At 75.6% G+C, this 16489-nt stretch carries 15 protein-coding genes, 1 tRNA gene and 1 pseudogene; 8 read left to right on the top strand and 9 right to left on the bottom strand.

The features are described 5' to 3' along the window. The first annotated feature begins 172 nt into the window (after positions 1-172). Positions 173-766, top strand: a complete 594-nt coding sequence (locus ABD385_RS15930) for a histidine phosphatase family protein (RefSeq protein WP_344576071.1) — start codon at positions 173-175, stop codon at positions 764-766. 38 nt (positions 767-804) lie between these two features. On the opposite strand, the gene ABD385_RS15925 is transcribed toward ABD385_RS15930, so the two are convergent. Beyond that, complete coding sequence (locus ABD385_RS15925) at positions 805-2277, bottom strand: NsdA family TPR-like regulatory protein (protein ID WP_344576070.1); 1473 nt, start codon at positions 2275-2277, stop codon at positions 805-807. A gap of 226 nt (positions 2278-2503) precedes the next feature. On the opposite strand from ABD385_RS15925, the gene ABD385_RS15920 reads away from it, so the two are divergent. Next, positions 2504-2977: a hypothetical protein gene (locus tag ABD385_RS15920; protein ID WP_425585409.1), complete on the top strand. Its 474-nt coding sequence runs from the start codon at positions 2504-2506 to the stop codon at positions 2975-2977. A 76-nt stretch (positions 2978-3053) separates the two neighbouring features. Here ABD385_RS15920 and ABD385_RS15915 read toward each other — a convergent pair whose 3' ends face one another. The 4 genes from ABD385_RS15915 to ABD385_RS15900 form a co-directional block, all read right to left on the bottom strand. Next, positions 3054-4295 (bottom strand): glycosyltransferase, encoded by a 1242-nt coding sequence (locus ABD385_RS15915; RefSeq protein WP_344576068.1) that lies wholly within the window; start codon positions 4293-4295, stop codon positions 3054-3056. Positions 4296-4419: 124 nt separating this feature from the next. Next, positions 4420-5847 carry a sugar transferase gene (locus ABD385_RS15910; protein ID WP_344576067.1) on the bottom strand — a complete coding sequence of 476 codons (1428 nt, stop codon included), beginning with the start codon at positions 5845-5847 and terminating at the stop codon, positions 4420-4422. Beyond that, positions 5844-7025, bottom strand: coding sequence for a glycosyltransferase family 4 protein (locus ABD385_RS15905; protein WP_344576065.1), 1182 nt, complete (start codon positions 7023-7025; stop codon positions 5844-5846). Before ABD385_RS15905 ends, ABD385_RS15910 begins: the two co-directional genes overlap by 4 nt. A gap of 62 nt (positions 7026-7087) precedes the next feature. After that, on the bottom strand, positions 7088-8116 hold the full coding sequence (locus ABD385_RS15900) for a hypothetical protein (protein ID WP_344576064.1): 1029 nt from the start codon (positions 8114-8116) through the stop codon (positions 7088-7090). A gap of 219 nt (positions 8117-8335) precedes the next feature. Here ABD385_RS15900 and ABD385_RS15895 point away from each other — a divergent pair, with 219 nt between their 5' ends. Further along, positions 8336-8644, top strand: a complete 309-nt coding sequence (locus tag ABD385_RS15895; RefSeq protein WP_344576063.1) for a chaplin — start codon at positions 8336-8338, stop codon at positions 8642-8644. A gap of 157 nt (positions 8645-8801) precedes the next feature. Further along, positions 8802-9662, top strand: a complete 861-nt coding sequence (locus ABD385_RS15890) for a spermidine synthase (RefSeq protein WP_344576062.1) — start codon at positions 8802-8804, stop codon at positions 9660-9662. A 30-nt stretch (positions 9663-9692) separates the two neighbouring features. On the opposite strand, the gene ABD385_RS15885 is transcribed toward ABD385_RS15890, so the two are convergent. Further along, a complete protein-coding gene (locus tag ABD385_RS15885) occupies positions 9693-10250 on the bottom strand; it encodes an RAD23 family protein (protein ID WP_344576061.1) in 558 nt (185 codons plus the stop codon). Between the two features lie 118 nt (positions 10251-10368). Here ABD385_RS15885 and ABD385_RS15880 point away from each other — a divergent pair, with 118 nt between their 5' ends. The 3 genes and pseudogenes from ABD385_RS15880 to ABD385_RS15870 form a co-directional block, all read left to right on the top strand. Then, complete coding sequence (locus ABD385_RS15880) at positions 10369-11061, top strand: response regulator transcription factor (RefSeq protein ID WP_233657628.1); 693 nt, start codon at positions 10369-10371, stop codon at positions 11059-11061. A gap of 58 nt (positions 11062-11119) precedes the next feature. Continuing rightward, complete coding sequence (locus ABD385_RS15875) at positions 11120-12553, top strand: ATP-binding protein (protein ID WP_344576060.1); 1434 nt, start codon at positions 11120-11122, stop codon at positions 12551-12553. Positions 12554-12825: 272 nt separating this feature from the next. Continuing rightward, positions 12826-13755, top strand: a pseudogene (locus tag ABD385_RS15870) (chitinase); the annotation flags it as partial. Positions 13756-13876: 121 nt separating this feature from the next. On the opposite strand, the gene ABD385_RS15865 reads toward ABD385_RS15870, so the two are convergent. Further along, positions 13877-14785 (bottom strand): helix-turn-helix domain-containing protein, encoded by a 909-nt coding sequence (locus ABD385_RS15865; RefSeq protein WP_344576059.1) that lies wholly within the window; start codon positions 14783-14785, stop codon positions 13877-13879. A gap of 162 nt (positions 14786-14947) precedes the next feature. Here ABD385_RS15865 and ABD385_RS15860 point away from each other — a divergent pair, with 162 nt between their 5' ends. Beyond that, on the top strand, positions 14948-15598 hold the full coding sequence (locus tag ABD385_RS15860; RefSeq protein WP_344576058.1) for an NAD(P)-dependent oxidoreductase: 651 nt from the start codon (positions 14948-14950) through the stop codon (positions 15596-15598). 85 nt (positions 15599-15683) lie between these two features. Here the strand turns inward: ABD385_RS15860 and ABD385_RS15855 are convergent. Then, positions 15684-15759, bottom strand: a tRNA-His gene (locus ABD385_RS15855). Positions 15760-15865: 106 nt separating this feature from the next. After that, positions 15866-16486, bottom strand: coding sequence for an oligoribonuclease (gene orn, locus ABD385_RS15850; RefSeq protein WP_344576057.1), 621 nt, complete (start codon positions 16484-16486; stop codon positions 15866-15868). Positions 16487-16489 lie beyond the last annotated feature (3 nt).

The raw sequence follows: 16489 nt of genomic DNA, 5'->3' as shown, positions 1-16489 counted from the left end.
CCACCGCGACGGCGGGCGCCGCGGGCGTCGCCAGGTCCCGCGCCGGTGGCCCCGCCAGGACCCCCGCCGGGGTTTTGTGCCGGGTGCGCGATGATGGAGGGGCCGCGGTCAGCGCCGCCCGCGCCCAGCGAAGCACGACGACAAGCCGGGAATCCGGCGAGAGGTACGACCCATGGCACCGCGCATTCTCCTGGCCCGGCACGGGCAGACCCAGTGGTCCGTCTCCGGCCGGCACACCGGACGCACCGACATCCCCCTGCTGGACGAGGGACGGCAGGGCGCCAAGCTCCTCGGCGAGCGGCTGCACCGTGCCCCCTGGGACGGCCTGCCGGACGTCGAGGTCCGCACCAGCCCGCTGGTGCGCGCCAAGGAGACCTGCGAGCTGGCCGGTTTCGGCGCACGGGCCCAGGAGTGGGACGCGCTGCTGGAGGTCGACTACGGCGCCTACGAGGGGCTGACCCCGGCGCAGATCAAGGCCGACCGGCCGGACTGGCTGATCTGGCGGGACGGGGTCCCGGACGGCGAGACGCTCGCCGAGGTCGGCGCGCGGGTCGACGAGGTGGTCGACTGGGCGCGTTCGGCCGACCGGGACGTGCTGGTCTTCGCGCACGGCCACGTCCTGCGGGTCCTGGGGGCGCGCTGGCTGGGCCTGGACGTCTCCTTCGCGGCGCGGCTCCGACTGGCGCCGACGTCCCTGTCGGTGCTCGGCTGGGCGTACGGCGAACCGGCCGTGGTGAGCTGGAACGAGACCGGGCACCTGGACTGAGCGCTCCCGGCGGGACGGGGCGTGGACCGGGGCGCGGCTCAGGCCGGTTGCCGCCCGACGGGGGCGCCGGCCGTCCGGTAGCGGTCCAGGAACTCGCCGACCGGGCCGCAGCTGCGGTGGGGGCGCAGGGCCCGCGCCGTGTCGTCCAGCATCGCCCGGATCCGGGCGGAGTGGACCCGGGACAGCAGCGTGAGCGCCTGTAGGGCGGCGGTGGCTGCCTCGTCGACGGTGCCGTGCGCCGCGAGGTTGCCGGCCAGCTCCGTGGTGAACAGGGCGATGTTGCGGGTGAAGTGCGGGTCTTGGAGCGCCACCGCCCGGCGCGCGTGCTCCGCCGCGCGCCCCCGTTCGCCCAGTGCGGACCAGCACTGCGCCGTGAGGCCCCTCAGCTCGGCCTCCCCGTAGAAGCTCATCCACTCCGGGTCGCGCTCCCCGGGCCCGGCCGCGAACAGCCGCTCGGCCCGGGCCAGCGCCTGCGTGCAACCGGTGCGGTCGCCGAGGCCCGCCCAGCCGCCGGCCTCGCGCAGCGCCAGCAGCGACCGCAGCCGCGGCGAACCGAGCCGCTTGGCGGCCTGCTGGGCGGCCTGCGCGGCCCGCACCGCCTCGCGCGGCCGACCGGCGTCGCGGGCCAGGAAGGCGGTGTTGCAGAAGGCGTGCGCCTCCAGGGCGGCGTCGCCGCAGACCCGGGCGGTGGACAGTGCCTCCGCGTAGTGCGAACGGGCGTCGTCGAAGCGGCCGGAGTCGTGGGCCAACCAGCCCACGGAGATCGCGAGTTCGCCCGCGCCGGCGTGCAGCCGGTCGTAGATCGCCCGGCGTTGGGCGCCGGCGTCCAGCAGTTCGTAGGCGGCGCGCAGGGGTTGGGTGGCGCGGTGGTACAGGCCGTCGGCGCCGTGCCGGTCGTCCAGCAGGCGGATCCGGCGGACCGCCTCTTCGACGGCGGTGGCCTCGGTGGCGCCGGCCCGGGCGCCGGGGGCGGTGCGGGGCCCCGGCACGGTGGCGGCAAGGGGCGCCGCGTGGCCCTGCGGTGCAGCCGGTGCGGGCACCGGGGGGTCGGTCCGGCCGGCCGGGCAGAGGCCGGTCAGGCCCAGGGCGGCCGCCGGGCCGCCGGTGATGAACGCGCGACGTAGCACGTCGCTCTCCTCGCAGTTCTGGATACGGGTATCGCGGTGGTCGGGGTCGGTCGCCAGGGGCGCGGCGCTGTCCGGCGACGTACGGGCCCCCCGTCCGCGTACCGTCTCGCGCGGCGCGAACCCCATGTCGGGCAGCGTCAGCCCGGGGAACATGTGCCGGAACACCCGTTCGTAGGCGTAGTTCGGGCACCGGATCTCCCCGGATTCGACGCGGCCCACGTAGCGGGCGTCGCACGAAACCTGCTCGCCGATCTCACGGGCGGCCCGTCGGACCGCCGCCGCGAACTCACCGGGCGACAGTCGGCCGCGCAGCTGTCGGAAGGCGGTGTTCGGGCGGGCGGGTACGGTGCGGGACGACGCTGAACGCTGCGCTTGCGACGCCATGGCGGACCTCTTCCGTGCCCTACTCCGTGCCATCGTGTGACCGTGCCGCGTCCTGGCGGTGCGGCGGGACGACGGTACCCGCTGTGACCGGTCCGGCACCCTGCGTTTGGCGACAAACCGGAATATCTCACCCGCGATCCGCCATGAAGTGCCATCCTTTGCGGCGTTCCGCCGCCGTAGCTGTTGACGCGTTTCGCCGTTGGAGACGGTGTAAAGGGTGTGGCGCGTGCAGGAGGAGGGGTTCTCCGTGTGGGAGACCGGCGTCAGCAGGGCCGGCAAGGAGTCCGCGGGTCGGACCGCGGGCCGCGAGGGGTGTACCGCCCCGGTGACCGTCGTCCAACCCTGTGACCTGGTCACGGTGCCGGCCCGGCAGGGCCTGGAGGCGGTGGACATCCTGCGGCTGCGGGACGGCGTCGGGCCGGTCCTGCACGACGGTTCCTGCGACACCCTCGGCTTCCTGGTCCCGCCGGGCACGGCCGACGGCTGGGACGTGCCCGGCAGCGCCTGCACCCAGACCTACGCGCGCGAGGTCGCCTACGGCGGGCCGGACGACGGGGCGGTGGCGGAGCCGCCGGTGAAGGGCACCGGCTGGCTGGTCCCGCCGGAGGGGGCGTACGGCGACGCCACCGACCCGATGGTGCTGCGGGCGGCGCTGGGCGAGGCGGCCCGCACGATCGAAGCGGTCGACCGCTGTCAGTGAGGTGGCCGTCGGCCGGTGCGGGGCGGCCGTGGTGCCGCCCCTTCGCCGTTGCCGGACCGGTCGGCCCGCCGCCGGGTCAGCGCTGGGAGAGCGAGTGCCCGTCGGGGAACGGTGCCGGGGACGGGTCGGGCAGCGAGACGCCCGGCGGCAGGCCCTGCGGCGGGGGACCGGTGGGCGCCGCCGCGGCCCGGGTCCGGCGCGCCGCGGCCCGGGCCTCCTCGTAGACGGCCATCAACTCCTGGGCGCTGCGGTCGATGTCGTAGCGCCGCACCACCGGCGGAACCGGTAGTCGGACCACCTCGGTGCGCCGCAACTCCCGTAGTGCGGCGGTCAGTTCGTGCACGCCGTGGCCGAAGCGGCGGGCGCCGGGGGCCTGGTCGTCGGGGAGTTCGTCGACGACCGGGCAGCTGCCGTGCAGGACGTGCAGTCCGGCGGCCAGCGCCTCCAGGGTCGACAGCCCGAACGCCTGGTCGGGGGAGGGCGAGACGAACACGTCGATGGCCGACAGCATCCCGGGGATGTCCGGCCCGTCGCCGGCCGCCGGCCGGTCCACGCCGTTGCGGGCCCCGAGCAGGTGGATCCGGTCGCCGGAGCCGAACTGCCCGGCCGTCCGCCGCAACAGCTCCCGATCCGGTCCGTCGCCGGCCAGCAGCAGGTGGACGCCGGGAAGTTGGGTCACCGCACGGACCAGGACGTCGAACCGCTTGCCGGGCACCAGCCGGCCGGCGCCGCCGACCACGAACGCGTCGACCGGCAGGCCGAGCCGGGCCCGGACCGCGGCCCGCGCGGCCGGGTCGTAGGCGAAGCGGTGCGCCTCGATGCCGTTGGGCACCACGTGGATGCGCCGCTCGGGGACGCCCCAACGGCGCAGCCGGGCGGCGACGGTGTCGGAGACCGCGACGGTCGCCGAGCCCAGCCGTTCGGTGGCCCGGTACAGGGTGCGGACGCCGCGGGTCAGCCGCCGGCCCTCGATGACCGCGTCGCCCAACGAGTGCTCGGTGGCGACGACCGCCCGGACACCGGCCAGGCGGGCCGCGATCCGGCCGTAGACGCACGCCCGGTACAGGTGGGTGTGGACGAGGTCGGGGCCGGCGTCGCGGATCAGGGCGGCCAGCCGGGGGAGTGCGGACAGGTCCCGGTTGCCGGTCATGCCGAGGTGGGTGACGCGGGTGCCGTCCGCCTCGATGGCCTCGGCGAGCGGGCCGGGGTTGGTCAGGGTGACGACCTCGCAGTGGGCGGGCAGCCGGCGCAGCAGCAGCCGCAGCTGCAGCGCGGCGCCGCCCACTTCGAGGCCGGTGATGACGTGCAGGACTTTCACCGGGTCCCTCCAGGGGTAGCGGCCAGGGTGGCCTGGTCAGCGGCCGGGTCGGCCTCGTCGTGGGGCAGCGCGCCGCGGTGCGGCGCAGGGGCGCCGGCGGCGGACGGCGTCGCCGGGGCCCAGGTCACCGGCCCTCCCGCCGCGACCGCGGCCGGATCGCGGCCCGCAGCAGGATCCGCAGGTCCTGCCCGGGCGACCAGCCGTCGATGGCGAGGTTGTCGAACCGCATCCGGTCCTCGGCCCGGGCGCCGTCGCGCAGCCCGTGCACCTGCGCCAGGCCGGTGAGGCCGGGCGGCATCCGGAGCCGGGCCGCGTAGTCGGGGTGCCGGCGGGCGCACTCCGCGGCCCGGGACGGGCGTTCGGGACGCGGCCCGACCAGGCTCAACTCGCCGCACAGCACGTTCCACAGCTGCGGCAGCCCGTCCAGCGCGGTGCGCCGCAGCCACCGCCCGACGCGGCCGGGCCGGGCACCGGGGCGCGCGGTGCGGAACCGCAGCAGGGCGAAGCGGCGGCCGTCCTTGCCGACGCGCTCCGGTCGGTGGAACACTCCGGGCCCGTCCGCCCACCGGATCGCCAGCGCGCAGCCGAGCAGCAGCGGCGCCGTCAGCAGCAGCGCCACCGACGCCAGGACGAGGTCCAGGGCCCGTTTGACCGGGCTGCCGGGGTGCGACCGGGCGGTCTCGTACGGGCGGCAGGCGAACCCCCACAGGTGGCCGGTGCCCGGCGCCGCCGGCCGCCCGTCGCGCCCGGCGGCGGCCCCCGCCAGCCAGACGGCCGCGCCCTGCCCGAGGAACCGGCGGAGCAGCGCCGCGGAATAGGGGTCGCTCTCCGGCGGCAGCAGGAACACCGCGTCGCGGACGGTGTGCCGGATGACGGCGCGGGTCACCGCCTCGGAGGAGCGCAGCAGCGGCGGCCCGGCACCGGGCGGGACGCCGTCGGGCCCGGCCGGTCCGGCCGCCACCACGCCCACCGGCCGCAGCCCGTACTCCGGATGCGCCAGCAGGGACACCGCCAACTGCCGGGCCGCCGGCTCCGGTCCGACCAGCAGCACCGACCGCGGGCGGCGCCGGGCGGCGGCCCGCCGGACCCGGTACACCACGGCCCGGCCGGCGCCGGCCAGCACCGCCGTCGCGGGCACCGCGGCCGGCAGGGCCACCGGGCCCGGCGCGTCCCCGGGGCGCAGCGGGGCCAGCGCCGCGGCCGTGGCGCACCGGGCGACCGCGGCCCGGCCCACCAGCGGCGCCGTCTCGTCGAGCGCGGCGGGCGCGGGGCCCGGCCGGTACAGCCCGGCCCGCGCGGTGAGCAGCAGCAGGACCGGCACCAGCCCGGCGAGCACCGCCGGGTCCGCCCCTACGAGGAGGGCCGCACCGGCGGCGGCCAGGGCGTCCGCCGTCGCGAGCAGGACCGGGGCCGCCCGCCGCGGCAGCGTCCGGCCGGCCCGGAGCGGTGCCGGCGGGGCGGCGGACGCCCGGCGGGGCGGCCGGCCCGGGGCGGCCGGTCGGGGCAGCGTCCCGGCGTGCAGGGCGGGCGCGTCCGCGCGGTCGGCGGTCATCGATCGGTCCGCGCCGCGGTCAGGACGGGCGGTACGGCGAGCAGTTCGCGGTACACGTTCAGCACCGCGCCCGCGGTCCGCTGCACGTCGTGGGCCATCCGCACGTGCTCCGCCAGCCGGGTGCCGAGCGCGGCCCGCCGGTCGTGGTCGGACAGCAGGGCGGTCAGTGCCCGGGCCAGGGCGGCCGGGTCGCCTGGCGGCACCAGGCAGTCGTCCGCGGCATCGGCCGGCAGGCACTCCCGGGCTCCGCCGACGTCGCTGAGCACCACCGGGATCCCGCAGGCCATCGCCTCCAACGGGACCAGCGCCATCCCCTCCCACCGCGACGGCACCACCACCAGGTCCGCCGCCCGGTACCAGGGGACGGCACTGTCGGCGGCGCCGGCGAACACCACCCCGGGCGGCGCGGACCGCTGGAGGGCCGCCCGGTCCGGCCCGTCCCCGACCAGCACCAGCCGGGCGTCCCGGACCGCCGCGGCCACCTCGGGCCAGGCCCGCAACAGCGTCGACTGGCCCTTCTGCGCGCACAGCCGGGCCACGCACACCACCAGCGGCGCCCCGACCGGCACCGCGTCGCGCAGCCCGGGCAGGGCCTCGCGCAGCGCCTCCCGGGCGTCGTCGGCGGCATCGGCGGCGGGCGCGAACCGCCGCAGGTCCACGCCGTTGGGGACGACCACCCACCGGCCCGTCACCCCAACGGCCGCGCCGCGCCGCCGCTGGGCCTCGCTCACGCACAGCACCCGGTGCGTCCAGCGCGCCGCGTACCGCTCCCAGACCCGCGCCGCCAAGGCGCCGACCGCCTCGAACGGCCAGCAGTGCGGCTGGTGGACGGTCGGGATGCGTCCGCGCAGCGCCATCCGGGTGGTGTACCCGGCGCGGGGACCGTGCGCGTGCACCAGGTGGGGGCCGGCGCGCCGGACCAGCCGGGCCAGTCGCCGGCGCCCGGACAGCAGCGTGCGGAGGGTGCCGCGGGCCGGCCAGAGCACCACTTCGGCACCCGCGATGGCGGCCTCCACGTGCAGGGTTCCGCCGGGCGGTGCGGCCACCACCACCCGCAGGCCGGCCGCCACCTGGGATCGCACCAGGTCGGCGATGACCCGGGCGATCCCGCCGTCGACCGGCTGGGACACATGGAGGACCGTGAGGCGGTCCTGGGACGGCAGGTCTTGTGGCAGCACGCGCACTGCTCCCCTGATTACCGAGCTGTCAGAACTCCGCGGGAATTGCCCGGGCCCGTCGTTCAGCGCCGCAGATCGGCCTGGACGAACAGCGCCCCGAGCAGATATCCCGCCTTTCGGGTGGTGAAGCGGAATGTCAGCCGATCGCCCCCGGACCGGAGCGCCGGCGTCAGGTCCAAGACCTCTGAATCAAAAGCACGGTTGCCGTGGTCGACGGGTGCCAGGGACGCCCGTCGACCGGAATTCGGATCGGCCGAATTCTCCGTTCCGTTCGGCTGATCGACGGAATTGTGGAGCGCGACCGGAGTAATCCCACCGGCCCGGGCGGAGATCGTCCGGCGGGGTCGGCGGGTTCCGTGGTAGTCGACCACCCCGACCCGTCCGTGCGCCCGCGCCGGCAGGCCCAGCCCAGCCAGTTCCACCGCGAACGCCCGCCGGCGCCCGCCCAGCGGTTCGAAGCCGTCCCACAGGGTCAGCCGCCGCAGCGGTTCCCGGGGGTTCTCGTAGGCGACGACCAGCGTCCAGCCGGCCCGCGCCGCGCCCCGCGCCCGCCGGTGCCCGGGAGCCGGCCGGGCCACCGCGTACGGGCCCGCGCCGCCCTGCCGCACCAGCGGCGTGACGTCGGCGGACGCCTGGTAGTCGTCGGTCCGGCCGGTGCTGCGGCGCCCGAGGGGGCCCTCCGCGCGCACCGCCTCGTAGCGGCCGCGGGGCCCGGCGAGCAGCACCTGCCCGGCGTCCCGGGCCGCCGTGGGACCGCCGCCGCGCAGGTCGCCGCCCCAGTACAGCCGCGCGTAGCGGACCCGGGAGCCGGCCGGCAGCCGTAGCCGGGCGCGGCCGGTGTGCCGGGGCGCGGAGCAGGACGGGCCGCCCGTGACGGCCGGCCCGCGCGCCGCCGGCCGGCAGGTTGCCACCGTCCGGGTGAGCCGCGCGATCCCGCCGTGCCCGGTGGTGTGGAAGCGCTCCGCGAAAGGAATCCGGGCGGATTCCCTGGGATTCGGGGCCGGGGCCGCCGACGTCAGCGCGGCCGACAGGACCAGGGCCGCGAGCGCACCCACGGCGCCGCGCCCGGTGCGGTCCAGCGACTTCGCCATGACGTCCTCTCCGGCTGCAAATCAGTCAAACAGGAGAGCACTCTGGCAGAAATCATGCTGGAAATCGCGGCAGGCGCGCCGCGGCACCTTCCTGGTTTTCGATCGGACGCATACCAGCCAGACAGCCTAATGAATCCGCTTAAGTGGTAACGCCCGCATCCCCGGTCCATATTGTTCGTTGTGTCCGATGCCCCATTCGTAAACTGAGAGGAGAATGGAATGAAGCGGTTCGCCAAGACCGCCGCGCTGGCCGCGGTCACCTCGGCGCTTGTCCTGGGTGGCGCGGGTATCGCCTCCGCTGACGGTGGGCACCACGGCCGTCAGGGTCGGCACCACCACGGTCGTTTCGACGAGGGCCACGGCCGAGGCGGTGCGCACGCCAAGGGCATCGCCGTCCGCTCGCCGGGCGTCCTCAGCGGCAACGTCATCCAGGTGCCGATCAGCATCCCGATCAACGTGTGCGGGAACACCGTCAACGTCCTCGCCCTGCTGAACCCGGGGTTCGGGAACATCTGCGTCAACAAGTGACCCGGCACCGGTCCGCCGCGACCTGCGGACCGGGTCGGGGCGCGGCACCTCAGGCGGACTGCCCACGGCCCCGGCCGCTGGGCGGTCCGCCGCCTCAGCTTCCGCACCTGCCCTGACCAGCGAATACCTCCGCACGGCGGCACGCCATACTGAGGGCATGGCGAGAAGCAGACGCGGGCGCGGCGGCCCGGAAACCGTCACCGCAACGGTCGGCGGCGGCGTCGCGGAACTCCGTCCCGACCGGGACCGGCCGCACGGCTGGACGCTGCTGCTCGACGGGGCCCCGCAGTCCCACGTCGACCTCGACGACCCGTCGCACCTGGAGTTCTCCTACCAGCGGCGGCTCGGTCACGTCGCCGACCTGGCCGGCCCGCCCGGCGCCCCGCTGCGCGTCGTCCACCTCGGCGGCGGTGCCCTGACCCTGCCGCGCTACGTCGCCGCGACCCGGCCGCGGTCCACCCAACAGGTCGTGGAGATCGACGCCCCCCTGGTCCACCTCGTCCGCGCACACCTCCCGTTGGACGGCACCTGGCGCATCCGGGTGCGCGGCGCGGACGCCCGCGCCGGGCTGGCCAAGATCCAGGACGACTGGGCGGACCTGGTCATCGCCGACGTCTTCGCCGGGGCCCGCACCCCCGCCCACCTGACCAGCGTCGAATGGGCGGCGGAGGTGCGCCGGGTACTACGGCCCGGCGGGTACTACGCGGCCAACCTCGCCGACGGGCCGCCGCTGGCCTTCCTACGAGGTCAGATCGCCACCGTCCACACCGTCTTCCCCGAGCTGGCGCTGACCGCCGAGCCGGCCGTGCTGCGCGGCAAGCGGTTCGGCAACGCCGTGCTGCTCGCCGCGGACCGGACGCTGCCGATCGCCGAGCTGACCCGGCGGGCGGCCAGCGACCCGCACGCCGGCCGGGTCGAACACGGCCGGGCGCTGCTGGACTTCACCGGCGGCGCCGCCCCGGTCACCGACGCCACCGCGGTCGCCTCCCCGTCCCCGCCCGCCGGCGTCTTCACCTGACGGAGCCCGCGGTGGGCGCCAACCCCCGTGCTACGAGGCGTGGTTACTGGTCTGCACGATCGGCGGGTGGCCGTTCCAGGTACAGATCACCGAGGTGTGCGCACCGCCGCCGGTGAAGTCGACCCGGAGCCACTGGTCCTGCTTCCACACCTGCATCTCCCAGCCCGCGTCGGGGGTCGCCGACACCAACTCGGCGGCGTCGGAGCCCAGGGAGAGCACCACCCGCCCGCCCGAGGTCGCGTAGCTGCGGACCCGGCCGCCGGCGGCCGGCGACGTGCCGCCGCCCGCGCCGGCCTGCGGGGACGGCGGGGGACTGCCGGCGGTGCGGGACGGCGCGGTGGTCCGCGCCGGCCGGTCGTCGGCGGGGGAGGAGGACGGGCGCGCGGCGGCCGGGGCGGACGGTTTGGGCCGGTGGGTCGAGGAGGCCTGCGGCAGGGCCGAGGAGTCCACCTGGTCGGACAAGGGCAGCGCCCGCGGCGCGTCGTAGACGGTGCCGGCCAGCACGGTGTGCACGCCGAACCACGACAGGGCGACCGCGGCGCCGGTCGCCAGCGTCCAGGCCGCCGCATGAACCAGACCTCGTTGCATCTGGCTCATCTTGCCCCACCCGCCGCACCGGTAGCAGTCCGTCCGCTGCCGGGCGGGGCGCCGTTCGGGTGTCAACCGCGCATAAGGAAACTCGCCCGTATGGCGTACGGTGCGGCCCATGGCACGAGTGCTCGTGGTCGAGGACGACCAGTTCGTACGTTCCGCGCTCATCCGGCACCTGACCGAGGCCGGCCACGCGGTGCGCAGCGTCGGGACCGCACTGGAAGCGTTGCGGGAGGTCGCGCAGGTCGGCTTCGACCTGGTCGTCCTCGACCTGGGGCTGCCCGATCTGGACGGCGGCGAGGCGCTGAAGATGCTGCGCGGCATCACCGACGTCCCGGTGATCATCGCCACCGCGCGGGACGACGAGGCGGAGATCGTCCGGTTGCTCAACGACGGCGCCGACGACTACCTCACCAAGCCCTTCTCGGTCGAGCACCTCTCGGCGCGGATGGCGGCCGTGTTGCGCCGGTCCCGGGGTGCGGCCCCCGGCGCGGAACCGCCCTCACGAGTGATCCGGGTCGGCGGGCTGTCCATCGACCCGCTGCGCCGCCGGGCCGCGCTCGACGGCAGCGCACTGGACCTCACCCGCCGGGAGTTCGACCTGTTGGCCTTCCTCGCCCAGCGCCCCGGCGTGGTCGTGCCCCGCAAAGAACTCCTCGCCGAGGTGTGGCAGCAGTCCTACGGCGACGACCAGACCATCGACGTCCACCTGTCCTGGCTGCGCCGCAAACTGGGCGAGACCGCGGCTCGCCCCCGCTACCTGCACACCCTGCGCGGCGTCGGCGTGAAGCTGGAGCCGCCGCGATGAGCGCCGCCCGCGGCGCGGACCGGGCGGCCGCGGACCGGGCGGCCGGCGGGCGGACGCCGTGAGGTGGGCCCTGGTCAAGGTGGCCCTGGCGGTCACCACGATGGTCGTGGTCGCGTTCGCGGTGCCCCTGGGGCTGGTGGTCAAGGAGATGGCCTCCGACCGCGCCTACGGCGGCGCCGAACGGCAGGCCGCCGCCCTCGGCCCGGTCCTCGCGATCACCACCGACCGCACCCAGCTCGAACGGGCGCTGGCCAGTGCCGAGACCGGCCCCGGTGGCCGGATCGGCATCCACGTCCCGGCCGGCGGCAAGGGCGGCGACCCGGCCGAGATCGGCGCCCGCCGGGCCGCCCCCGCCGACGTCGCCGCCGCGATCCGACTCGGCCGGGCCTCCATCGCCCAGGTCCCCGGCGGCACTTCGCTGCTCCAGCCCACCGCGGTCGCCTCCGGCATCGCGGTCGTCGAGGTCTACGTGCCCGATGACGCGCTCACCAACGGGGTGGCCACCTCCTGGGCGGTGCTGGCCGGCGTCGGGCTGGCGCTGGTCATCGGCTCGGTCGCGGTCGCCGACCGGCTCGGCACCCGGATGGTGCGGCCGGCCGAACGGCTGTCCGCCGCCGCCCACGACCTGGGCCGCGGCGACTTCGGCGTCCGCGTCCAGGAGGACGGCCCGAAGGAACTGCGCTCGGCGGCCAGCGCGTTCAACTCCATGGCCGACCAGGTCGTCCAGCTCCTCGCCCACGAACGCGAGCTGGCCGCCGACCTCTCGCACCGGCTGCGCACCCCGCTGACCGTGCTCCGCCTCAACACCGCCTCGCTCGGCGACGGCCCGGCCGCCGAGCAGACCCGGGCCGCGGTCGCGCAACTGGAGCGCGAGGTCGACCAGATCATCCGCACCGCCCGCGCCCAACGGGAGCACACCGTCCAGGTCGCCGCCGCGGCCGGCTGCGACGCGGCCGAAGTGATCCGCGAACGGATGGACTTCTGGTCGGCGCTGGCGGAGGACGAGGGCCGCACCGCCCGGGTCGCCGGCGTGGACCGCCCGGTGCGGGTGCCGGTCGCCCGCCCCGACCTCGCCGCCGCCCTGGACGCCATGCTCGGCAACGTCTTCCGGCACACGCCCGAGGGCACCGCCTTCGCCGTCGACGTGCACAACGCCGACGACGCGGTGATCGTGCTGGTCTCGGATGCCGGGGCGGGCATCGCCGACCCGGCCGCCGCGCTGCGCCGGGGCCACGGCGGCGGGGGCGACGGCTCCACCGGCCTCGGCCTCGACATCGTCCGCCAACTGGCCGAGTCCACCGGCGGCGACGTCCGCATCGGCCGTTCCGTACTGGGCGGCACCGAGGTCCGCCTCTGGCTGGCGCTGGACGGCCGGCGCCCCCACCCCGGCGCCCGCCGCGGGCACCGGCTGCGCCGACGGATCGGCGGCGGGACGTTCGGCCGCCGGGGCCGGCGGGCCGCCCGCGGCACCGCGCGGGGCGCCGGCTCTTAACCGGCCCCTTCCGCTTCCTTAAGGCGGCCATAATTCCGCCAACCCCCGTGCGTATCCCGGCATTTGTCCGTTTCGTTGCCGCTAGCGTGCGGGGCGCACCTTCCCCCACGGGTGCGCCCCCACCCCATGTGACGACAGGCAGGCACGAGATGAGTTCCTCGGCACACCGGCGCCGGACGCGCCGCACGACCCAGCTGATCGGCGTGGCCGCGGCCGGCACGCTGGCAGTCGGCGGCGGGTTGGCCGTCGCGGGCTCCGCGATGGCCACCAAGGCCCCGCAGGCCGCCCCCGCCGCCCCCACGGCCGCCGCGGCCGGCTTCACCCCGTACGTCGACACCTCCCTCACCCCGGCCTACGACCTGACCGGCACTGTGCAGAAGACCGGGGTGAAGCACTTCACCCTCGCCTTCCTCACCTCCGGCGGCGGCTGCGTCCCCAAGTGGGGCGGCGCCGGCGACCTCGCGGGCGACGCGGTCGCCCGGCAGATACCGGCGCTGCGCAAGGCCGGCGGCGACGTCCGGGTCTCCTTCGGCGGCGCCAACGGCACCGAACTCGCCGCCGCCTGCTCCTCCGCGTCCGAACTGGCCGCCGCCTACGGCAAGGCCGTCGACCAGTTCAAGCTCACCGAGGTCGACTTCGACATCGAGGGCGGCGCGCTGCCCGACACCGCCGCCAACACCCGCCGCGCCCAGGCCATCGCCCAACTCCAGAAGCAACACCCGGGCCTGGACGTCTCCTTCACCCTGCCGGTGATGCCCGAGGGCCTCACCCAGGACGGCGTCAACCTGCTGAGCAACGCCAAGCAGAACGGCGTGCAGGTCTCCGCCGTCAACATCATGGCGATGGACTACGGCTCCTCCTACCACGGCGACATGGGCACCTACGCGACGCAGGCCGCCACCGCCACCCAGGCCCAGGTGAAGAAGGCGCTCGGCCGGAGCGACGCGGACGCCTGGAAGACCGTCGCCGTCACCCCGATGATCGGCGTCAACGACGTCCAGGGCGAGGTCTTCACGCCCGCCGACGCCGCCGCCCTGGTGACGTTCGCCCGGAGCAAGCACCTGGCCTGGCTGTCCATGTGGTCCGCCACCCGCGACCGGCCCTGCCCCGGCGGAGCGTCCCACTCCGCCCAGCCGACCTGTAGCTCCGTCGACCAGGCCCCGCTCGCCTTCACCAAGGCGCTGGGCGCCTACACCGGCTGACCCCCCACCGGTTCGGGTCCGTCTCCCGGACCGCTCCCCGGCGGAGCGCAGCGGCCCCACCCCCACCCGCTGCGCTCCGCCCCCCTTCGTCCCCAGGCCCGCCCCGACCGCCGGGAGTCGGTCAGGCGACGCCCCGCACGGCCGCCCGGAACGCGATCGGCGTGATCCCGGCCTGCCGCTGGAAGAACTTGCTGAAGTTGGTGGCGTCCGCGAAGCCCAGCCGGTCCGCGATCCGCGACGCCGGCTGGTCGCCGTGGGCCAGCAGCCGTTTGGCCTCCAGCACCACCCGCCGATCGATGAACTCCTTCGCGCCGACCCCGGCCGCCGCCTCGGTGGCCCGCGACAGGGTGCGCGGCGCGTAGCCCAACGTCCGGGCGTAGTCGGCGACCCGGCGACTGTGCGGGAAGCCCCGCTCCACCGCGTCCCGGAACCGCAGGTACGTCTCGCTCGCCCCGCACGTCGCGTCGTCCCGGCGGCTCCCCGTCCCTTCGGGGTGCGCGGCCCGCAGCACCAGGACGGCGAGCAGGTGCCGCAGCACCTCCAGGTGCACCTCCAGCGGCAGCCCGCCCAGCGCCCCGAACTCCCGGTGCAGCTGCGTCAGCGCCTCGTCCAGCGCCCGGGCCGCGGCGCCCTCGGGGCGCCGCACGGCCGGCCCGTACCAGTCCTCGATGCGGGCCGCGGCGGCGGTCGCCGGGCCGACGAACCCGGACTCGAAGAGCACCAGCCGCCCCTCCGCCCCGCTCAGGTCCCCGAAGTGCTGCACCTGCCCCGGCCGCGACCACAGCAGGTCCCCGGGCGTCAGGAGGTGCTCGTGGAAGTCGACGCAGTGCACCAGGCGCCCCCGGTCCAGGACCAGCAGGTGGTGGAAGCCGGGCCGGTGCGGCGTCGAGAGCCGGCAGGCGTCGGCGCGCTCGCGCAGCTCGGCGAGGGTCAGCACTTCCACCCCGGCGGGCCGCCCGGCCGGCGCGGAGAACGCCACCTCGCGGATCTCCCCTCCATCCTCCAGGGGGTCCTGTCGCTTTTTCACCATGACCCGTCGCCTCGCTACCCCGGAATCTCCCGTTGATGCCCCTAGCGTAGGAGACGTCAGCACGGCTGATGGCGGAAAACGGCATCTGCACCACGGAGGCCGCCACACCGCGCCCCACCCCGGGCACACCTAGCCCGCACCGAACCACCGGGAGAACCCACCATGTCCAAGATCGCTCTGTTCGGGGCCAACGGCACCATCGGCAGCCGCATCCTCGACGAGGCACTGCGCCGCGGCCACCAGGTCACCGCGGTGGTCCGCGACCCCGCGAAGGTCACCGTGACCCACCCGGCCCTCACCGTGGTCTACGGCGACGCGCTCGACTCGGAGTCCGTCACCGAGGTGGCCAAGGGCCAGGATGTGGTGGTCAGCGCGGTCGGCGGCGGCGACGGCGCCGGCCACATCGCCACCATCCGGCCGGCCGCCGAGGCGCTCGTCGAGGGGGTGCGGCGGCTGGGCGGCGACGCGCCCCGCCTGATCACGGTCGGCGGCGCCGGTTCGCTCCGCAAGCCCGACGGCACCCAGGTCTGGGACGCCGAGGGCCTGCCCGTCCCGCTGCTGCAGATCATGCACGCGCACGGCGACGCGCTGGACTTCTACCGCACCGTCTCCGACGTCCGCTGGACCAACCTCAGCCCGGCCGCCACCATCGCGCCCGGCGAGCGCACCGGCAGCTACCGCACCGCCACCGACGACCTGATCGTCGCCGCGGACGGCAGCAGCCGGATCTCCGCCGAGGACTACGCGGTGGCCGTCCTCGACGAGGTCGAGCAGCCCCGTCACGTCGGTGAGCGGTACACCGTCGGCTACTGAGCCGTGCGGCGCCGCCGGTGCCGGCGGCGGCATCTGACCCGGAAACACCGAAGGCCCCCGATCCGAAGATCGGGGGCCTTGATGCTGGGGTGAGTAACGGGACTCGAACCCGCGACATCCTGGACCACAACCAGGTGCTCTACCAGCTGAGCTATACCCACCAAGACCGGTGCTGTGTGGTTCCTTTTCCCCACCGGCTGAGAAAAAGTGTACAGGCTCCGGAGGGGTGCTCGCTCCCAGGTTTCGCGTGCCCGGGAGCGAGCTGTGTCACTGTGCTGCCGTCTCCGGTTCGGCGGGCAGCTTGTGCTTGGCCGCGATGGCCTTCGCGGTCTCCGAATCCGGCCCCGGCTGCGGCACGAACACGGCCTCCCGGTAGTAGCGCAACTCCGCGATGGATTCACGGATGTCGGCCAGCGCCCGGTGGTTGCCGTTCTTGTCCGGACTGTTGAAGTACGCCCGCGGGAACCAGCGCCGGGCCAGTTCCTTCACGGACGACACATCGACGATCCGGTAGTGCAGGTAGCTCTCCAGGGTCGGCATGTCGCGCAGCAGGAAGCCGCGGTCGGTGCCGACGGAGTTCCCGCACAGCGGTGCCTTGCCCGGCTCCGGCACGTGCTGCTTGATGTAAGCCAGCACCTGTGCCTCGGCCTCCTCGAGCGTCGTCCCGGTGTCCAGCTCGGCCAGCAGCCCGGAGGCGGTGTGCATCTGCCGCACCACCTCCGGCATGGTGGTCAGCGCCTCGGCCGGGGGACGGATCACCACATCGATGCCGTCACCCAGCACGTTCAGCTCCGAGTCGGTGACCAGGGCGGCCACCTCGATAAGCGCGTCGTTCGCCAGCGAGAGTCCGGTCATCTCGCAGTCGATCCACACCATGCGATCGTTCATGCG

It is taken from the genome of Streptomyces lunalinharesii (genome assembly GCF_039532155.1).
Lineage (GTDB): Bacteria > Actinomycetota > Actinomycetes > Streptomycetales > Streptomycetaceae > Streptomyces > Streptomyces lunalinharesii.
This window is presented reverse-complemented; position numbering and strand designations above follow the sequence as displayed.